We start from the raw sequence: 19,009 nt of genomic DNA on the forward strand, positions 1-19,009 counted from the left end.
GGTGCGAGGGCTACACTCCGAGGAACAGGCGCTTGCCGAAGTTCAGCGCCAGCGACGCATCGAAGATCTTCTGCGCCGCCGACTCGATGTCGTACTCCACCCGGAGGTACTCCACCGTGCGCGCCCCGGTGTCGCAAATCACGAAGCACGCCCGGTTGTCGTAGTCCCGCGGCTGGCCCACGCTGCCCACCGAGATGATGTACTTGTAGCCCCGGCGGATGCCGAACTTCTGGGCCACCACGTCATGCACCTCGCCATTGCCAATGGCGAACGCCTTGCACAGGTGGCTGTGCCCGATGAACGTCACCTCGGGCAGGTGCTCCACATATGGCGCGAGCTCCCGCGCCTGCTCCAGCGCGAAGATGTACTCGTACGCCTTGGGCTCCACCGGCGAGCCATGGCTGAAGCCCACATCGCCGATCCGGTACGTGTACGGCAGGCTCCTGAGCCACTCCATGTTCTCGTCGGACAGCACGCTGGCGGACCAGTCCAGCGCGTGGCGGGCGGCGTCGTAGTAGTACGAGTAGTCCATCCGCCCGGCCACCGCCGCGTCGTGGTTGCCCAGCAGCGTGACCTCCGTCACCGAGCGCACCAGATCGCAGCAGGCATTGGGCGAGGCCCCGTAGCCCACCACGTCTCCCAGCGAGACGAGCCGATCCACCTTCTGCTCTTCCGCGACGCGCAGCACCTCCGTCAGTGCCTCGATGTTGGAGTGGATGTCGGAGATGATCGCGATTCGCATGTGGGCCTCGCCGGTCCCAGGTCCGAGCTCAGTTGCCGAACGTGGGTCCTCGCTGCTCTTCGGAGATGATGCGCCTCAGCAGTGCCAGCGCGCCAGAATCCAGCACTTCGAACTTCAACCCCATCCCCGGTGGGCCTTTATCCTGCCGCTGCGGCCGGCTCCACACCACCGTGGCCTCGGCCTCCACCTCGCGGGCCGGCCCGCCGCTCAGCCGCAACAGCGTCCGGCGCCCCGTATCCAGCGGAGTATTCGTCTGCAGGAACAGCCCCCCCTCGCTCAAGTTCGCGATACGCGCGTAGAGGGTGATGTTTTCCGACTCGCACCAACAGCGCAAGCGCGAGGGGAAACGTACGTACTTTCGGTTCTCCGTCCGCAACCCGCTTGTCCTCCGCTGCGCGGCCGTCCCGCCCCGCCCTCTCCCCCATCCACCCGCCGCTTTTTTCCCAGGAATCGAGATTCGCGAACGCGCAGATTAGTGACAGCGTAAAATTCCGTCAAGGAGGGGGTTCTTCCCCCCCTCCCGGAGCCGGCTCAGCCCTCCAGGGGGCCCAGGTCCTCGAAGTGCGTGAGGCGCTTGAAGTCGGAGAAGCGGGCGCGGATCTCCGCGCGGCTCACCTCGCGCAGGCGCTCGAGGCTGAACTTCTCCACGGTGAAGGAGGCCATGACGCTGCCCATCACCATGGCGCGGCGGAGCACCTCGGTGTCCACGTGGCTGGCGATGGCCAGCGTGCCCATGAAGCCACCGGCGAAGGTGTCTCCGGCGCCAGTCGGGTCGAACACGTCGGCCAGGGGCATGGCCGGACAGGCGAAGATGTGCTCCTGCTCGAAGAGGAGCGCGCCGTACTCACCGCGCTTGACCACCACGCGCTGGGGCCCCATGGCGAGGATGGCGCGGGCGGCGCGGACGATGTTGTGCTCGCCGGAGAGCTGGCGCGCCTCGGCGTCGTTGACGAAGAGCAGGTTGACGCGCTTGAGCGTCTTGAGGAGCGCCGGGCGGCTGCCGTTGATCCAGAAGTTCATGGTGTCAGCGGCCACCAGCTTGGGCGCCTTCACCTGGTCCACCACCTGGGACTGGAGCTCGGGGTGGATGTTGCCCAGGAAGACGAACTGGGCGTCGCGGTACTTCTCGGGCAGGCGGGGCGAGAAGGACTGGAAGACGTTGAGCTGGGTGTCGAGCGTCTCGGCCTCGTTGAGCTGCCAGCCGTAGCGGCCCTTCCAGCGGAAGGTGCGGCCCTTCTCCCGGGTGACGCCCTCGAGGTCCACGCCTCGGGCCTCGAGGAACTCCAGGTGGGCCTGGGGGAAGTCCTCGCCCACCACCGCCACCACCTGCGTGGGAGCGAAGAAGGACGCCGAGGTGGAGAAGTAGGTGGCGGAGCCGCCGAGGACGTCCTCCTTCAGCCCGAAGGGGGTTTCCACCGAGTCCAGCGCGACCGAGCCAACGACGAGAAGAGACATGGGCGTTCCAGGGGGAGAGGCCGTCAAGACTGGCACGGGGCTCTCCCAGAAGACCGCCCGTGCCTGTGCGAGGTACGACTTTTCAGCCAGTCAGGTCAAGCCGGAACCCCACTCAGGGCGAGGGCAGGACAGGCAGGATGGACTTCAGATCGTCATCCGTGAAGTAGATGCCGCCACCGAAGAAGAAGTCCCGGCCGGCGAGCATGCGGCGCGTGTTCAGATCGTGCTGGGGGTTGTTGAGGATGTCGTCCACGCCAGCGGTGATGAAGAGCCGGTCGAATGCCTGGGCCCTGAGCGAGGTGCGGATGCGTGGATAGCGCAGCTCGTCCACGGAGAAGTTGAAGGCATCCATCCTCAACATCAGGTGATCCTTGAAGAAGTGGAAGTCCGCGCCCACGCCGCCGGTGGACTCGATGATACCGAAGCGCAGCGTGGTGAAGTAGTAGCGCTTGGCGAACTGCGCGCTGAACTTGATGCCCTCGCGGGTGATCTTCTGCTGCTGGATGACGGGCTCGCCCGAGCTGGGCGGGTTGGACTGGATCGTCTGCGTCTCGATGGTGCCGCGCGGATCATCCACCAGCTCCAGCAGGTAGTACTTGTCCGGCCTGGGGGCCAGCCGCAGCGACAGGCTGTTCTTCGAGGACCCCTGCCCCATCAGGTAGGTGGCCTGCAGGCCCACCTCCGTCTGCATGCCGGTGAGCCTGGAGGCCATGTCCGACAGGTCCTCCACGGACTCGGAGAGCTTCTGGCCCAGGCGCTTGTCGGCCACCAGCGCGCCCACGGCGCCCTCGCCGTTCTTCACCCGGGTGGTGACCTCCTCGATGTTGGCCAGCGTCCTGTCCAGCCGGTTCATCGTCTGCTTCAGGCTGGCCACGCTCTCCTTCAGGTCCCCTTCCCCACCGCTGCCGACGATCTTCTGCACCGTGGACAGCACCTCGCGGGTATCGCGGGTGATGTGCTCGATGTTCTGCACGATGTGGTGGACGCTCTCCTCGTTGGAGGCCGTCATGCCGCGCACGTCGGCGCTCACGCCCTCGAAGTTGCGCAGGATGGCGTCCAGCCGCTCGGAGCTGGCGCGCACCGTCAGGTCCACCGCGTCGGAGAGTCGCACCAGGTTGTCGACGATGCGCTCGAGCGAGCCGGCGCCCTTGTCCCCGCCGAGCACGTCGCGCAGCGCCCCCGTCACCTGCTGGATGTCCGAGGTGATCTGACTGAGCGAGGCGAAGACGGCCTCCATGCCCTGCACGTCGATGACCTTGCGGATCTCCCCGTCGTGCGCCATGGGCGGGGTCATCTCGGTGCCCGGGTTGAGCTCCAACAGGTAGTCACCCAACAGGGACTCCGAGCGCTTGATCAGGGCGGCGTCCTGGTGCAGGGGCACGTCGCGGCGGATGCGCACGGTCACCTTCGCCCGGGTGCCCTCCAGCTTGACGTCCACGACCTCGCCCACGGGGATGCCGGCGATCTGGATGCGGCTCTTGGGCCCCAGCCCCGAGGCGTCCCGGAAGTAGGCGTGGGCCTGGTGGGCCTCGTCCTCGCCCAACCCCCCCTTGCGGGTGAAGAGGATGAAGCCGAAGAGGAACCCGCCGGCGATGATCACCAGCAGGCCGACTCGGAACGGTGTGATGAGCTTCTTCACCGGGTGTAGCTCCTAATCATTACTTTCCGAACCAGGTCTCGAGGAAGACCTTCACCGTCGGGTGCTGCGAGGCGCGCACCTGCTCCGGCGGTCCCTGCTCCAGGATGACGCCCTTGCTGAGGAAGGCGATCTGGTCCGCGATGTTGAAGGCCGAGGCGATGTCGTGACTGATGACGACACTGGTGATGCCCAACTCCCGCTGCGCCGCGAGGATCATCTCGTCCACGTAGTCGGTGGTGATGGGATCCAGCCCCGTGGTGGGCTCGTCATAGAGGACGATCTTCGGATTCATCACGATGGCGCGTGCCAGGCCCACGCGCTTGCGCATGCCGCCGGACAGGTCCGCCGGGAACTTGCTCTCCACGCTCTTCGGCAGACCCATCAGATCCAGCTTCGAGCGCACCAGCGCGCGGACCTCCTCCTCGGGCATCCTACTGTGCTCGCGCAGGGGGAAGGCCACGTTCTCATAGACGTCCATCGAGTCGAAGAGGGCCGCGGCCTGGAACACCATCCCGAACTTGCGCCGCACCCGCTCCAGCTCCTCGGCGCCCATGGGGACGAGGTCCTCGCCGTCGACGATGACCCGACCCTGGTCCGGCTTGAGCAGGCCGATCATGTGCTTCATCAGCACCGTCTTGCCCGAACCCGAGCCCCCGAGGATGACACAGGTGCTGCCCGCGGGCACGGCGAGGTCGATGCCCGTGAGGACCTTGGTCTCCCCGAAGGACTTGTGCAGGCCGACGATCTCGATCATCGGCGGGGGGTTCGTGTCCACGGTCAGTGCAGGAGGACCCCGACGATGAAGTCGAGGATGAAGATGGAGAGGGCGCTGGACACCATGGCCTCGGTGGTGGCCTTGCCCACGCCCTTGGCGCCACCCGAGGCGTTGAAGCCCTTGAAGCAGCAGACGAGCGTCACCGACAGGCCGAAGACGGCGCCCTTGATGAGCCCCTCGTAGACGTCCACCGGGTCCAACCACTGCTGGGTGCGGGTGATGAAGGTACCGGCCGACACGCCCTTGGTGCCCACGGAGACGGCGTAGGCGCCGAGGATGCCCGAGGTGTCGAAGAGCAGCGTGAGGACGGGCACCATGAACAGGCCGGCCAGGATCCGGGGCACCAGGAGGAACTGGACGGGGTTGACGGCCATGGTCTCCAGGGCGTCCACCTGCTCGGTGACGCGCATGGTGCCCAGCTCGGTGCACATGGCGGAGCCGGCGCGCATGGTGACCATCAGCGCGGAGAACACGGGGGCCAGCTCGCGCGTGAGGACGAGCGCCACCGTGGGGCCCACCAGGCTCTCCGCGTCGAACATCTCGAAGGCGCGCGAGGACTGGTGGGCGAACACCATGCCGGTGAAGAGCCCGGTGAGCAGGACGATGAAGACGCTGCCCACGCCCACGAAGTCCAGCTGGAAGAAGAGGTTCTGCCAGCGGAAGGGCCGGCGCACGCTCCAGCGGGCCACGTCCACCCCGAGGGTGACGAGGTTGCCCAACTCCTCCACGTTCGCGATGGCGCTCCGCCCCACGTCCTCCACGGAGCGGACGAGGAGGGAGGGAGGCTGAGGCTGCTGCTCCGCCTTCTGTGCGTTGTCGGATGCCACGGGTGGGCCCTACTCTACGTGGCCCCATTCCCGGCACAAGCAATCGCGCTGGCCACCAGAGCCCCCCTCCGCCTCCCGGCACCCCGGCCATCCAGGCTGTGTGACACGAGGCTCCACAAGGGGGTTTCTCCCGTGACCGCTTGCCGTTATGTTCCGCCGCCCTTTTTCATCCCCCTTCATTAAAGAAGCGAGAAGCACACAGTCATGGCGACCCAACACAAGGTCGGCGGCGAGGTCGACGCGTTCTGTACCCGGTGCCGTCTCACGCTCGCCCACACCATCCTGGCGATGGTCGGCACGAAGATCGCCCGGGTTCGTTGTAACACCTGCGGCGGAGACCACGCCTTCCGCTCGGCCCCTGGCACCACGGACAAGCCGAGCCCCTCCTCGCGCGCCAGCAGCGGCGGCGGCACCAGCGGTACGCGTGCTCCCAGGGCGAGCAGGTCGAGCGAGGACAAGGTTGTCATCTCCTTCGAGGAGCAGCTGGCCGGCAAGGACATCGCCAACGCCCCGAGGTACAGCCCCAAGGACTCCTACAAGGTGGATCAGGTCATCCAGCACCCCTCCTTCGGGCTGGGCCTGGTGACGGCGGTCCGCGGCAACAAGGTGGACATCACCTTCAAGTCGGAGACGAAGACGCTCGTCCACGCCGCCGGCGCCGCCCCCGCGGAGAAGCCCACCTTCAATCCACCCAGCGCGAAAGCTACGGGCCCAGCGGACAAGCCACAGGCCCAGGAGACGCAAGAGCCCGCTTCCTCGCCAACCAGCCCCGCTGAGGGTTGACAGAGGCGCCGGGGAGGCTGGACGGTAGGCCTCCCCGTATGCGCGCGCCGCTTCTCCTCCCCCTGCTGCTCCTCCTGTCGCCCCTGGCGGTGGCGGCTCCCTTCCCGGTGACGGCCACCCCCGCCCAGGTGGTGCTCGGCCAGGACAAGGCGGTGCTGGTGCAGGTGAAGGTGCCGCGCGGCACGCCCGCCCTTCGAGCCGCGGCCTCCACGGGCAGCCTGGTGCCGCTGCCCGCCACCGCGCGGGGCGTGTACTCGTACCGCTGGGTGCCCCCGGACATCCGCTATCCGCTCCTGGCGGTGCTCGCCTTCTGGGTCGAGCCCCCCGGGAGCCCGCCGGAGGTCACCACCCTGCACATCCCCCTGCTGGGCCGCACGACGCTGGATGTGGACACGAACGTGGGCGCGGGCGCCGAGGTGGTGGTCCAGGTGGCCGACATGCGCTTCGGCCCCGTGCGCACCAACCGCAAGGGCCGCGCCCAGGTCCAGGTGGAAGTGCCTCCCGGCGTGCGCGAGGCCAGCGTGCTCGCCACCGCCAAGGGCCAGCAGACCCACCGGACCACCCGGCTCGACGTGCCTCCCGAGCGGCCCCTGCTCGCGTTCATCAGCCCCGACGTGCTCCCGGTGGAGGGCAGCGGGTGGTTGATGGTGCTGGGCGAGCAGCCCGTGCCCGACTCGGAGTTGAAGCTGGATGTGCGCGGAGGGAGCGCACGGGAGCAGGCCCCGGGCATGTTCCGCGTGAAGCCGGACTCCGGCTCGAACGTCGTCGTGGTGGACGTGCACCGCAAGGACGGTGCCGGCGCCGCGCGCGTCACCGCCCCGGTGTCCGCTCCCATCGTGGCCTACGTCCCTCCGCCCGAGCCGCCTCCCGAGGTGGCGCCCCCTCCCGAGGTGAAGCCCGAGCCCTCCGTAGACTGGGCGAAGTACGTGAGCTGGAGCCACCTGTCCTTCCACCTGCTGGCCGGAGGCTTCCTCGCCGGCGGCGACAACCGCGGGCCCCTGGCCTCGGTGGGCCTGGCCTACCGCCTGCCCCCGCTCGCGAACCGCCTCTTCTGGTTGGAGGCGGAGGCGGGAGTGCGCCAGTTGGTGAGCCATCCCCTCGTGGAGCAGCTGGGACCCCTGGACTCGCGGGTGGTCGCCCTCCCCCTGCTGTTGTCCGCAAGGGGACTGATCTTCGAGCGCGGGCCCCTGTCCGTCCACGGCCGCGCGGGAGCTGGGGTAATGTTCTTCGAGCAACGAGTGACGAGCTCGTTCTTCGCGGAACCGCGCATCCAGCGCGGACAGTCGTTCATGGGCTTCGTGGCGGCCCAGGCCGCCTGGAGTTTCGGCGCGGCGAGCGCCCTGTTCGAGCTGCGGGGCAGCTACGCCGCGGCTCAGGCAAGTGAGATCGACGCCCAGCTCGGCGGCCTGTCCGCCTCGCTGGGGGTGAGGTACTCCTTATGAGGAAGTTCCTGCCCCTTCTCCTGGTTCTGCTGTGCGCGTGTACATCCGAGCCACCGGCCCTGGCCGAGCCTCACATCCTCTCCATCACACCCGCGGAGCAGTTCTTCACCGAGTCGCAACGTGTCACCGTGCAGCTCGACACGGATCCGCGCTTCCTCGTGAACTACAGCGACAAGTCCGTCCAGATGCTCGAGCAGCCGATGCTGGAGATTGGCTGGCTGTCGGTGAAGCTGGATGCCTACCTGGGTCACGGACGGTTCCAGGGCACGGTGACCCCGGGGCTGACTGTCGGCCGTTACTCCATCCGGGTGACCCTGGGGGACGGGCGCGAAGCCACCCTCTCCGACGCCTATGAGATCAAGGAGGGTGGAACACCGCCGTGGATCAGCTATTGGATCGAATCCGTTGGGGATCAGATCCAGGGCCAGCCCTTCATCGTTACCATCCATGCCGAGAGCTCGAAGGCCGATTCCTTCGCGGGTCCGGCCACGATCATCATCTACAGGGGTGGCGAGATCATCGACTCCGTCTCCAGCGGCACCTTCTCCGGGGGCGTGCTCCTCCAGGAGCTCACCATCAACGAGTACGGCGAGGACTTCGTCCTCGTGATCGAGGACGAACAGGGCAACAGAGCCACCTCGAACGCCTTCCTGGTGAGCAAAAAGCAGAAGAACTGATTCACGAGACTCATGAGCATCGACTCCTCTTCCCCCTTTTCCTGGCAGTTCAACCTCGGACGAATCCCGATCCTCGTCGAGCCGAGCTTCTGGCTGATGACGGCCATGTTCGGACTGTTCGGGAGCCGGAGCTGGCAGGCCGTGCTGTCCTGGATGGCCGTGGTCTTCGTCTCCATCCTCGTGCATGAGCTCGGACACGCGCTCATGGCCATGGGCCTGGGCTGCGACGTTGCGGGCATCCGGCTCTACATGGGAGGCGGACTGACCTACTTCGACCGGGCGCTCAGCCGCTGGCGGGACGTCGCGGTCTCCGCGGCCGGGCCGTTCACCGGCTTCCTCTTCGGCGGGTTGATGCTCGCCGTCAACATCTTCATCCCCCCGAAGAGCGAGATGGGGCAGATCATCCTGGTCGACCTGCTGTGGGTCAACTTCGGGTGGGGCATCATCAACCTGCTGCCGGTCCCCCCGCTGGATGGGGGCCACATCGTGCGCGGCGTGCTCGGGCCCAAACGGCAGCGCATCTCCCTGTGGGTGGGCGTCCTCACCGCCGGCGCGGTGGTGGCCCTGGCGCTGAACTTCCGCGCCTTCTTCATCGTCTTCATGTTCGGCATGTTCGGCTACCAGTGCTGGCAGGCCCTCCAGGTGACGAGGGACATCAAGCCCCTGGAGCCCGTGAAGGTCACGGAGACCGAGCCGGATGCGCTCGCGCGCGGCTGGCAGGCCCTGCGCTCCGGCAACGAGAGCGAGGCGGCGCGGCTGGGGCACCTGGCCCTGTCGGCCGCGAAGCCGGGCGAGGAGAGCAACGCGGCGAGGGATCTGCTCGCCTGGGTGGCGCTCGCCGATGGCAATCCCCGCTACGCCCTGTCCCACCTGGAGAAGGTGGATCCGCCCCAGGCCGCGCGGCCCTACAGCCTGGCGGTGGCGTTCGAAGCCGCGGGCCTGCCGGAGCGCGCCCTGCCCCACGCGCTCGCCGCGCTGGAGAAGGAGCGCACGGAGGCGGTGGCCGCGCTGGCGGTGCGCCTGCTGGTGAAGGCCCAGCGTCTGGACGAGGCCGAGCGCATCGCGCGGGAGTTCGCCTGGAAGACGCCGGCGAAGCGGGACGCGGTGCTGGCGGACGTGGCGGTGGCCCGGGGCGACTTCGGCGGAGCGGCGTTGCTCCACGCGCGCGCCTTCGAGGCCGCGGGCCGCGCGGAGGACGCGTACCAGGCCGCCCGCAACCACGCGCGCGCCGGTCAGGTGGCGCCCGCCTCCGCGTGGCTGAAGTGCGCCCTGGAGGCGGGTTATGACGACCTCGAGACGCTCGCCCAGGAGCCCGCGCTGGCCGAGGTCCGCGCCGCTCCGGAGATCGCCGAGTGGCTCGCCCGCCGCAAGCAGGGCGCCGCCTAGAGCGCGGGCAGCGGGATGGCGGGGAAACCCGCCCCTGTGAGCCTTTCACGGAATAAGCGCCGCGATCGGAGTTCTTTCGATCGAGGTGACCATGAAAGCGCTCACTTGCATGGCGGTTCTCGCCTGGGGCGGGACCGCGCTCGCGGGCGAAGCATCGCCCCCGAAGTTTCCCATTGGCGTGTCCGCGGCACTGTACGACATCTCGGTCCCACCCGATCGGCGGCCCACCCCCGAGCGGGTGGCCCTGGGAGAGAAACTCTTCAACGACAAGCGACTGTCCGCCGATGACTCGGTGAGTTGCGCGACGTGTCATGACCCGAAGCGCGCGTTCACCGATGGAAAGGCCACGTCCGTCGGCATCAAGAACCAGGTGGGCCAACGCAACAGCCCCACGGTCCTGAACGCCTTGTTCGCCGCCACCCAGTTCTGGGACGGGCGCGCGGGGACGCTCGAGGAACAGGCCATGTTGCCCATCCTCAACCCCATCGAAATGGGAATGCCCTCCCCGGAAGCGGTGGTGGCGAAGGTCAAGGGCATCCCGGAGTACCGGACGGAGTTCCAGAAGGTCTTCGGTCGCGAGCCCAACTACGACGATCTCGCCTCGGCCATCGCCGCCTTCGAGCGGATGCAGTTCTCCGGCAATGCCCGCTTCGACCGGTTCCTCGCTGGTGACGCCAAGGCCCTCAACGCGTCGGAGAAGCGCGGCTGGGCCCTCTTCAACGGCAAGGCGCGCTGCAACACCTGCCACGCCGGCAACGCCGTCTCTCCCCTCTTCTCCGATCAGAAGTTCCACAACATCGGCATCGCCGCGCACAAACAGGACTTCCCGAAGCTCGCCGCGGAGGCCCTGAAGATCGTCCGCACCGGGGACGAGAAGCAGATCGACGAGCTCGCCCTGGAGACGAAGTTCTCCGAGCTGGGCCGCTTCCTGGTGACGAAGAACGAGAACGACATCGGCGGCTTCAAGACACCGACCCTGCGCAACGTGGGCGTCACCGGCCCGTACATGCATGACGGCTCGCTGACGACGCTCTGGGACGTGGTCGATCACTACAACAAGGGAGGCATCGCCAATCCGTTCCTCGACGGAGGCATGCAGCGGCTGGGCCTCACCGAGCCGGAGATCGACGATCTGGTCGCCTTCATGTTCGCCCTCACCGCGGACGACTTCTCCCAGCTGGAGAAGCAGGAGCTCGCACGCCAGCGCGCCCGCAAGAACATCCGTCCCGAGCGCGACACCGCCGCGGCCCTCGGCAAGAAGGGCAACCTCGGCGACCTGGCCCCCAACCCGAACCTCGACATCAAGAACCCCGCCGAGCTGGGCCTCTATGGGCCCGTCCGTTCCCCGGAGAAGTGACCCATGCGCAAGCCCATCAAGAGCATCGAGACCCGGCATTACGAGGAGCGCGACGCCTTCTTCGACGGACTGCGGCGCCTGGACCGACGATCCTTCATGAAGATCGCCGGCATCTCCGCGGGCATCGCGGCGTCCAAGGCCCTCATCTCCCCCCACAGCTTCCAGCTCATCGACGTGGCCTCCGCGGCCCCGTCCAAGCCCCGCTTCACCTTCGCGTACATCTCCGACACGCACCTGTACAAGAAGGAGCTAAATGACCGCTTCGTGCGCTCCATCCTGCGCGCCGTCGATGACGTGAACCGGTTGGATCCCCAGCCGGACTTCGTCCTCTTCGGCGGCGACCTGGCCCAGCTCGGACAGAAGGAGGAGCTCGACCTCGGCAAGGAGATCCTCAAGAGCGTCAAGGCCCCCGTGCGCATGATGGTGGGCGAGCACGACTGGTTCCTCGACATGGGCGAGCACTGGCGCTCGCTCTTCGGCGAGCCGCAGTACTCGTTCGATCACAAGGGCGTGCACTTCGTCACGCTGATGAGCGTGAACGAGAAGGACTTCTGGACCGAGCGCGGCATGACGCCCATGGAGCGCATGCAGACGGTGGCGGGGCTCGACAACGGCCTGCAGTCCCGCTTCGAGGTCGGCGCCGCGGGCCGCGAATGGCTCAAGCGCGATCTGGCGAAGGTGGACAAGAAGACCCCGCTCATCATCTTCAGCCACTCGCCGCTCTACAAATACTACAAGCCGTGGAACTTCTGGACGGATGACGCGGACGACGTGCAGGCCATCCTCCGCCCCTTCGAGAACGTGACGGTGATCCACGGTCACACGCACCAGATGCTGAGCAACCGGATCGGCAACATCAGCTTCCACGGAATGCTCTCCACCGCCTGGCCGTGGCCCTACGCCCCCGAGGGACTCCCCTCCCTGACGGTGCAGATGAACCGCGCCGATCCCTTCAGCAACTTCGATGGCTGCGGAGATGGCCGCTTCGATGTGCTCGAGGCGGGCCTCGTGGACAAGCTCTACAACCTCTGGGACCGCAACCCGGTCACCATCCGCTCCAGCTACCTCGCGTCCAACGGGAAGAACGACCGCCCGGCGGCGACCAAGCTTCCGTCCTACTAGGAGCCCACAACGATGAACGCGCGCAAGACATCCGGTATCGCGGCGCTCGCCGCCCTCGGTCTCCTCTCGCTCGGAGCCGCTCCTCGAAAGGACGAGGCTCCCAAGCACCAGGTCCCCAGGTCCAAGGACGGCGACGTCGTGATCGCCCTGTGCGACGGCGAGACGACGCTCGAGGTCGACGGCGTGAAGGATCCGTCGAAGATCGACAGGAAGAAGGCGCAGGAGATCTCCAACCACCTCATGTCGGAGTGGCGCAAGAAGAACCCGAACGCCCACTGGGACGATCCGGCCCCCGTGCTCCTGGCGAACGCCCAGCCTCCCACGCCCCCCCAGGCCACCAAGGCTCCCGTCGCCAACCAGGGACAGAGCGCTTCGTCCAACGCGGACGCCGTCCAGAAGAAGCAGGACGCCAACGTCCAGGCGGGACACACCTACGGCGCCTTCAGTGCTCGCGACGAGGCGCTCTGGAAGGCATCGGCCGAGCAGATCGTCCAGGAGGGGCACAAGGTCTTCCATGACGCGAAGGAGCTCGGCAGCACCGTGGCCGTGTCCTGCGACATGTGCCACCCCGATGCTTCCAACACCCACCCGGAGACCTACCCGAAGTACCAGGTGCAGCTCGGCCGCGTGGCGCTGCTGCGCGACATGATCAACTGGTGCATCGAGAACCCCGTGCGCGGCAAGCCGCTCGCCGAGGACGACCCCCGGATGAAGGCCATGGAGGCGTATATCTACGCCCAGCGCAAGGGTGTGAAGCTGGAGTACGGCAAGCACTGAGTCCTCGGCACGGGATTGGCCATGTGGAACCGCAAGAGCGCCCACGGGAGCGGACGCACCCCCTCGTTCGACGAGGAGGCAGTGCAGCACCTTCCCGCCATCTTCGACACCGCCCTCCGGTTGTGCGGCAGCGAAGCGGACGCGCAGGATCTCACGCATGACACGTACGTGCGGGCGCTCGCCGCGGCGGATCGTTACGAGCAGCGCACCTCACTGCGCGCCTGGCTCCTGACGATCCTCCACAACCTCTTCCGCACACGCCGAAGGGATCAATCCCGCCATCCGGAGGTCGAGCTGGACGAGGAGTCCCTTCCTCCGGAGCCGGAGACGGAGCCCGTGCGGTGGAAGGCGGTGACTCCCGCCCAGCTCGATGCCGCCATCCGGGAGCTGCCCCTGAAGCTTCGGGAAGTGGTGGTGCTGCGAGATCTCCAGGGACTGAGCTATCGTGAGATCTCGCAGGTGCTGGACGTGCCCGCCGGCACGGTGATGTCGCGCCTCCATCGCGGGAGATTGGCGTTGAAGGAGGCCTTGTTACCCAGAACGGAAGACGTCGCCCCGGGCGACCATCAGCGAGACGTACAATGAGCCCCTCCTGCGATTCGGTGCGGACCTTCCTGTCCGCGTACCTCGACGGTGAGGCGACTCCCCTGCCCCGCGTTGACCTCGAGCGACACCTGGAGTCCTGCACCACCTGCGCCCGCGAGGCCGAGGACCTGAGAACCCTTCGCACCGTGGTGCGAAATGCCTGGGTTCCGGCCCCCGTCCCCGCAGGGCTCCGTCGAAGCGTGGAGGCACTTCGAGCCGACCGGCACCCCCGCCGCCGTCTCGTCGCCCTGGGTGGGGCTCTGGCCGCCCTCGCCGCGGCCCTGCTGGTGTTCCTCGTCCCGGGCTCCACGGCCAAGGCCTCCTCGCTCGCCGAGGCGGCCGTGATCACCCATCAGGGGCTCGTGAATGGTCTGCTGCCCCTGGATGTCGCCGAGCGGGATCCCACCCGGCTCTCCGCCCTCCTGTCGGCGCGCCTCCCGTTCCAGGTGGTGCTGCCGAAGCTCGACGACGCCACGCTCAAGCTCGACGGCGCACGCATGGTGCCCCTGGATGGCGCCTATGCGGCCGTCGTGAGCTACCGCAGGGAGGGCGAGCCCGTGAGCCTCGCCATCGCGCCGCGGCCCTACGCCGGCAAGCCCTCGGGTGAGTCGCGCACCGAGGTGTTCCGCAGCGTCCGCTTCGAGTCGCGCGAAATGCACGGCTACCACGTCATCTCGTGGAGCGAGGGCGCGCTGAGCTACTCTCTCGTCTCCCGCCGCCCGGCGGACGGACGTGCCTCGTGCGCGGTGTGCCACGGACAGAGCTCCGGGCTCCAGCGCGTGGACGAGTTCCACGGCATCCGTTGAGCGTCTCATCGAAGGTGAGGCCATCCAGGAGGGAGGATGCCATCCGCCACGGCGAGTTCCCTGGCGAATCTCAACTCGTGGCCGATGCGCTCGGACTCAGGGAAGAGCTTCTCCGCTGTTTCGCCAAGCTGGAGCGCCTTAGCCAGTGACTCCCGGGTCCTCTTCGAAGACCAGTAGCTGATGAGTCCTGCCCAGGCCTCCTCGAGCGTCCCCAGCGCTTTGCGTGCACCTTCCTCGAAGAGCGTTTCAGCTTCAGGCGGTGAGTCGTGGAAGATGTCCAGGAAGTAGGCCAGTTCCACCAGCGCCGGGGCGCTCCGGCCCGAAGCCAGAACAGCCTGCTCGAGCAGTTGCCGCAGCTCCACTTCCACCGCTTCACTGGTTGAATCAGAAGGGGGGTTGTCATCCAGACGCAAGAGCCGGGCGAGCTCCATGAGGTTGGGCACGAACGCGGGACATGACTCGGCCAACTCACGGTGCAGTCTCAATTGCTCCTCGCTGGGCTGGTTGGCGTCTCCCGCCGCGCGAGCAGCCCGCATTCTCGCCACCAGTTCGTCGAGAAGGGGGTGCTTCACAGATCGCCCCCCTTCTCCATCAAACGCGGGGCCTCGAGAATGAGCTTCTTCGCCATCTTGAGCTGCGCTTGCGTTGCGATGCTGAAGTCCTTTCCACTCAGCATCTTCTCGATTTGGTACAGCGTGTATTCGCGAAGCTGCGATGGGAAGTCCTTGGCACGCTGCAGCGAGGCAGGGATATCGCCCAGCCTGGTGTTGAGCCTGGCGATGTCGTTCAGCAGGCGAGTGGCGTGAGGTTGTGAGAGCAGCCCCCCTGCGCTGGCCTCGGCGATGAGCGCTTCGGCCTCGGCGAACCGTCCCTGCGCAATCAACGCATGAATGCGGGTGGCAACCGTGTTGCCCTTGGTGCGTACGCCCTCCTCAGGCTCGTCACCGTATGCATCCCACGTCGCGCTCCGGGCCTGGGGCGCGTCCCGAACCTCTCTGGAAGCGTGAGTGCATGCTCCGCTGGCGATGAGGAAGCCGACCGTCAGTATCAACCGGACGTACATGCTTCATCCCCCTATCGAAGAAGACCCTCACCCCAACCCTCTCCCAGAGGGAGAGGGGGCTTTGCGCAGGAGCTCCACGGTTCGCGTCATGTCCTCCGGCAGTGGGGACTCCAGCGCGCTCGCCTCCACTCCCGGCAGTGCTGGCCACTCCAACCGCGCCGCGTGCAGCGGTGTCCTCGCCAGCACCTCCTCCTCCCCTTCCCCTCCCAGCTCATTCGCCTTCAACGGATCGGCCCGCCCGTATTGGTGATCCACCAGCAACGGGTGCCCCTCCGACAGCAGGTGCACGCGGATCTGATGCGTCCGCCCCGTCTGCGGCTCGGCCTCCACCAGCGAGGCCGCCGTGAAGACCTCCACCGGCCTCACCCGCGTCCTCGAGGGCTTTCCCTCCTCCCCCGGCCTCGCCACCCGCATCCGCCCCTTGCGCGCCGGCACCAGCGCCGCGTCCACCATCCGCGGCGTCTCCAGCCGGCCCTCCACCAGCGCCAGGTAGCGCTTGCGCACCTTGCCGGACTCGAACGCCATCGACAGCGTCCGGTGCTTCTCCGGCTCCAGCGCGAACACCATCACCCCCGAGGTGTCCCGATCCAACCGGTGCACCACGTACACCTTCCGCTTCAGCTGCTCTTCCAGCACCTCGCGCAGCGAGGGACCACTCCCCTCGCCGCGCCCGGGGATGACCAGCATCCCCGCCGGCTTGTCCACCGCGAGCAGCCCCGCGCCCTCGAAGAGGACGCGTACCCCACCGCTCACTCGTAGTCCGAGGCCGGTACCACCTTCACCGTCCCCAGCCCCTTGAGCTGCTTCTTCACCTCGGAGGCGCGTCCCAGCAGCACGATGAGCGGCGGCTGCGCGAAGAGGTACTTCGCCGCCACCTCCACCGTCTGCTTCTGCTTCACCGCCATCAGCCGATCCCGGAACTTCTCCACCCAGTCGTCCCCGAGCCCGTGCACCCGGATGTCGCTGATGACCGAGGCCACCGACTCGTTCGTCTCCGTCCGCAGCGGGTACAGCCCCGCCAGGTACCGCTGCGCCTTCTTCAGCTCCGCCGCGGTGATTCCCTCCTGGCGCACCTTCGCCACCTCACCCAGCGTGACGTCGAGCATCTCCCGCGTCCGGTCCGTCTGGGTGAACGTGGAGATGCCGAACACACCTCCCGCGTTCATCATGTCGAAGTAGCTGTGGATGCCGTACGTCAGGCCGCGCTCCACGCGCACCTCGTTCACCAACCTCGAGGTGAACCCGCCGCCCAGCGCGTTGTTCATCGTCGTGGACGGGAAGTAGTCCGGGTGTCCCACCCGGAAGCCCGGCCCGCCGATGCGCACCTGCGTCTGCGTCTGGTCCGGCTTGTCCACCAGCAGGATCCGGCCCGTGGTCACCTTGTCGGCCGATGGCAGCCGAACCGGCGCTTCCGGTCCGCCCTCCCAGCCGGCGAAGGCCTTCTCCGCCTCGTCCGCCACCTGCTGCGGGCTCACCGCGCCCACCACCGTCAGCAGCGATACCCGGGGACCCACCCGCTCCCGGTGGAAGCGCACCAGGTCGTCCCGCGTGAAGGTCTTCACGTGCGCCGTGCTGCCACCGATGTCGTGCCCGTACGGGTGTTTGCCCCACAGCGCCCGCGTGAAGGCCCGGTCCGCGATCACCGCCGGATCGTCCAGGTCGTTGGAGAACCCCGCCAGCGCCCGCTCGCGCGCCAGCTCCACCTCGCGCTCCGGGAAGGACGGCTCGCGCACCAGCTGCCCCAACATGGACAGCATCGCCGGGAAGTGCTCCGCCGGCGTGGTGACGAAGAGCGACAGCACGTCCTCGCTGCTCCCCACGGAGAAGCTCGCGCCGACGAATTCGATCGTCTCGTCGATCTCGTCCGCGCTCATCCTCTCCGTGCCCCGGCGCAGCAGGCGCGCGGTGAAGTCCGCCAGGCCGTGCTTGTCCGCCGGATCCGTCGCGCTGCCCGCGCGGATGACGAGCCTCGCGGCCACCAGGGGCAACGGCCCGCGCTCGGCGGCCAGCACCTTCAGCCCACTCGAGGTGGTGCTCTCATGGAGGGTGGGCAGCGTCAGGGCGCCCGTCGTGGGGGCCGCCTTCTTCGTCACGACCGCCTTCTTCTTGCTCGTGGCTCGGGTGGCCATCTACTCGACGTCCTTTCCATCAGCGCTTGCGTCCGCGGGTGCTCCCGCGGTGGGGATGAGCGTCACCACGGAGCGGCGCTCGGGTGCGAAGGTCTTCGCCGCCACCGCCTTCACCTGCTCGTTCGTGGCGGCCGCGTACACCGAGGGCAGCGTCAGCCCGTCCCGCCACGAGCCGAGCAGCGCTTCGTAGTGGCCCATGGCGTGGCCCCGCCCGCTGTTCGTCGCCAGCTCCCGCAGGTGATCCGCCCGCAGGTTGTTCTTCGCCTTCTGCAGCTCGCGCTCCGTCAGGCCCTCCTCGGCCACGCGCGCCAGCTCCGCGTACAGCGCCTCCTCCACCTTGCGCGGATCCGAGTCCGGCTTCAGCTCCAGGTAGAAGAGGATGATGCCGGGATCGATCCGCCAGCCCCAGTCCACCGCCACCGACACGGCGAGCTGCGTCTCGTAGACGAGCTTCTTCACCAGCCGGCTTCCCTCGCCCTTGGCCAGCCCGTACTGGATGACGTCCAGGAGGAGCGTCTCCTGGTCGCGCGCCGCCGGGCCCCGGTAGGCGATCATCAACGCCGGGGACTGGGCGGGGTGGCGCACCTCGGCGCGGCGCTCGCCCTTCTGCTCGGGCTCGGCGTTGAGCACGGGCTCGGGCCTGGGGCCCTTGGGGATGTCCCCGTAGTAGCGGCGCACCAGCGCCAGCGTCTGCTTCGGGTCGATGTCCCCGACGATGTAGAGCACCGCGTTGTTGGGCGCGTAGTACGTGCGGAAGTACTGCTCGCAGTCCTGGCGGGTGATGTTCTCGATGTCCTTCATCCACCCGATGACCGGCCAGCGGTACGGGTGCGCCTTCCAGACGAGCGTGCCCAGTTCCTCGTCCATGATGCCGGTGATGTCGTTGTCCACGCGGACGCGGCGCTCCTCCATCACCACCTGGCGCTCGCTGGCCAGCGCGTCGTCGTTGATGCGCAGCGAGCGCATCCGGTCCGACTCCAGGTCCAACACCTTCTCCAGCGCGTCCGAGGCGAAGTCCTCGTAGTACACGGTCATGTCCGTGGACGTGTACGCGTTGGAGCGGCCACCGTTGGACTCGAGCACCATGTCGAACTTCTTGGGGCCGTACTTCTTCGCCCCGTTGAACATCATGTGCTCGAACAGGTGGCTGATGCCGGTGATACCGGGCCGCTCGTTGCGGCTGCCTACCTGGAAGAAGGTGTAGAGGCTCACCACCGGCGTCTGGTGGTTGGCCAGCAGACGAACCCGGAGACCGTTGGGAAGCGTGGCCTCCTGGACGTCGAACAGGGATTGCAGGACGGGATCCGCCGTGCGCTCGGCGGGCTTCGCAGGTGCCTTCGGCATAGAAGCCCACCGTATACACGCCTTCACTCGGGGGGAAGCACGCGTTTGGGGGCGCGAGTGTCAGCCAGGCGCCAGCCGCCCGGGGCTGCGGCATATTCCA

Annotated in this window: 20 protein-coding genes; 9 read left to right on the forward strand and 11 right to left on the reverse strand. The window is 67.6% G+C overall.

What is annotated here, in order from left to right:
* Window positions 1-10: 10 nt before the first annotated feature.
* From JQX13_RS41525 to JQX13_RS41550, 6 genes are all read right to left on the reverse strand, one after another.
* Window positions 11-742: a metallophosphoesterase family protein gene (locus JQX13_RS41525; protein ID WP_203404935.1), complete on the reverse strand. Its 732-nt coding sequence runs from the start codon at window positions 740-742 to the stop codon at window positions 11-13.
* A gap of 28 nt (window positions 743-770) precedes the next feature.
* Window positions 771-1,118, reverse strand: a complete 348-nt coding sequence (locus JQX13_RS41530) for a TIGR02266 family protein (RefSeq protein WP_203404936.1) — start codon at window positions 1,116-1,118, stop codon at window positions 771-773.
* Between the two features lie 155 nt (window positions 1,119-1,273).
* On the reverse strand, window positions 1,274-2,197 hold the full coding sequence (locus JQX13_RS41535; protein WP_203404937.1) for a PfkB family carbohydrate kinase: 924 nt from the start codon (window positions 2,195-2,197) through the stop codon (window positions 1,274-1,276).
* A gap of 112 nt (window positions 2,198-2,309) precedes the next feature.
* Entirely contained in the window at window positions 2,310-3,836 is a 1,527-nt protein-coding gene (locus JQX13_RS41540; protein ID WP_203404938.1) for an MlaD family protein, read from the reverse strand.
* A gap of 19 nt (window positions 3,837-3,855) precedes the next feature.
* Entirely contained in the window at window positions 3,856-4,590 is a 735-nt protein-coding gene (locus JQX13_RS41545; RefSeq protein ID WP_203404939.1) for an ABC transporter ATP-binding protein, read from the reverse strand.
* 23 nt (window positions 4,591-4,613) lie between these two features.
* Window positions 4,614-5,438, reverse strand: coding sequence for an MlaE family ABC transporter permease (locus JQX13_RS41550; RefSeq protein WP_203404940.1), 825 nt, complete (start codon window positions 5,436-5,438; stop codon window positions 4,614-4,616).
* Between the two features lie 204 nt (window positions 5,439-5,642).
* Here JQX13_RS41550 and JQX13_RS41555 point away from each other — a divergent pair, with 204 nt between their 5' ends.
* The 9 genes from JQX13_RS41555 (at window position 5,643) to JQX13_RS41595 (ending at window position 14,373) form a co-directional block, all read left to right on the forward strand.
* Window positions 5,643-6,221: a hypothetical protein gene (locus JQX13_RS41555; protein ID WP_203404941.1), complete on the forward strand. Its 579-nt coding sequence runs from the start codon at window positions 5,643-5,645 to the stop codon at window positions 6,219-6,221.
* A 38-nt stretch (window positions 6,222-6,259) separates the two neighbouring features.
* On the forward strand, window positions 6,260-7,663 hold the full coding sequence (locus JQX13_RS41560) for a hypothetical protein (protein WP_203404942.1): 1,404 nt from the start codon (window positions 6,260-6,262) through the stop codon (window positions 7,661-7,663).
* A complete protein-coding gene (locus JQX13_RS41565; protein WP_203404943.1) occupies window positions 7,660-8,340 on the forward strand; it encodes a hypothetical protein in 681 nt (226 codons plus the stop codon). Before JQX13_RS41560 ends, JQX13_RS41565 begins: the two co-directional genes overlap by 4 nt.
* Window positions 8,341-8,352: 12 nt before the next feature.
* The gene (locus JQX13_RS41570) at window positions 8,353-9,726 is read left to right on the forward strand and encodes a M50 family metallopeptidase (protein WP_203404944.1); all 1,374 of its coding nucleotides are present in this window, start codon (window positions 8,353-8,355) and stop codon (window positions 9,724-9,726) included.
* Between the two features lie 91 nt (window positions 9,727-9,817).
* Window positions 9,818-11,083, forward strand: a complete 1,266-nt coding sequence (locus JQX13_RS41575; protein WP_203404945.1) for a cytochrome-c peroxidase — start codon at window positions 9,818-9,820, stop codon at window positions 11,081-11,083.
* Window positions 11,084-11,086: 3 nt separating this feature from the next.
* Window positions 11,087-12,205, forward strand: coding sequence for a metallophosphoesterase family protein (locus JQX13_RS41580; RefSeq protein ID WP_203404946.1), 1,119 nt, complete (start codon window positions 11,087-11,089; stop codon window positions 12,203-12,205).
* Between the two features lie 12 nt (window positions 12,206-12,217).
* Window positions 12,218-12,982, forward strand: a complete 765-nt coding sequence (locus tag JQX13_RS54810) for a c-type cytochrome (RefSeq protein WP_239014166.1) — start codon at window positions 12,218-12,220, stop codon at window positions 12,980-12,982.
* Between the two features lie 21 nt (window positions 12,983-13,003).
* Window positions 13,004-13,567, forward strand: coding sequence for an RNA polymerase sigma factor (locus tag JQX13_RS41590; RefSeq protein WP_203404947.1), 564 nt, complete (start codon window positions 13,004-13,006; stop codon window positions 13,565-13,567).
* Window positions 13,564-14,373: an anti-sigma factor family protein gene (locus tag JQX13_RS41595; protein WP_203404948.1), complete on the forward strand. Its 810-nt coding sequence runs from the start codon at window positions 13,564-13,566 to the stop codon at window positions 14,371-14,373. The genes JQX13_RS41590 and JQX13_RS41595 overlap by 4 nt, the downstream gene beginning before the upstream one ends.
* Before the next feature lie 5 nt (window positions 14,374-14,378).
* Here JQX13_RS41595 and JQX13_RS41600 read toward each other — a convergent pair whose 3' ends face one another.
* From JQX13_RS41600 to JQX13_RS41620, 5 genes are read right to left on the reverse strand one after another with little or no spacing between them, the layout of a single operon-like run.
* On the reverse strand, window positions 14,379-14,945 hold the full coding sequence (locus JQX13_RS41600; RefSeq protein ID WP_203404949.1) for a hypothetical protein: 567 nt from the start codon (window positions 14,943-14,945) through the stop codon (window positions 14,379-14,381).
* Window positions 14,942-15,436, reverse strand: a complete 495-nt coding sequence (locus JQX13_RS41605) for a hypothetical protein (RefSeq protein WP_203404950.1) — start codon at window positions 15,434-15,436, stop codon at window positions 14,942-14,944. Before JQX13_RS41605 ends, JQX13_RS41600 begins: the two co-directional genes overlap by 4 nt.
* A 27-nt stretch (window positions 15,437-15,463) precedes the next feature.
* Window positions 15,464-16,189, reverse strand: coding sequence for an RluA family pseudouridine synthase (locus tag JQX13_RS41610; protein ID WP_203404951.1), 726 nt, complete (start codon window positions 16,187-16,189; stop codon window positions 15,464-15,466).
* Window positions 16,186-17,565 (reverse strand): M16 family metallopeptidase, encoded by a 1,380-nt coding sequence (locus JQX13_RS41615; protein ID WP_203404952.1) that lies wholly within the window; start codon window positions 17,563-17,565, stop codon window positions 16,186-16,188. Before JQX13_RS41615 ends, JQX13_RS41610 begins: the two co-directional genes overlap by 4 nt.
* Window positions 17,566-18,909, reverse strand: coding sequence for a M16 family metallopeptidase (locus JQX13_RS41620; protein WP_203404953.1), 1,344 nt, complete (start codon window positions 18,907-18,909; stop codon window positions 17,566-17,568).
* Window positions 18,910-19,009: the final 100 nt, after the last annotated feature.

The sequence above is a fragment of the Archangium violaceum genome, from assembly GCF_016859125.1.
Taxonomy (GTDB): Bacteria; Myxococcota; Myxococcia; order Myxococcales; family Myxococcaceae; genus Archangium; species Archangium violaceum_A.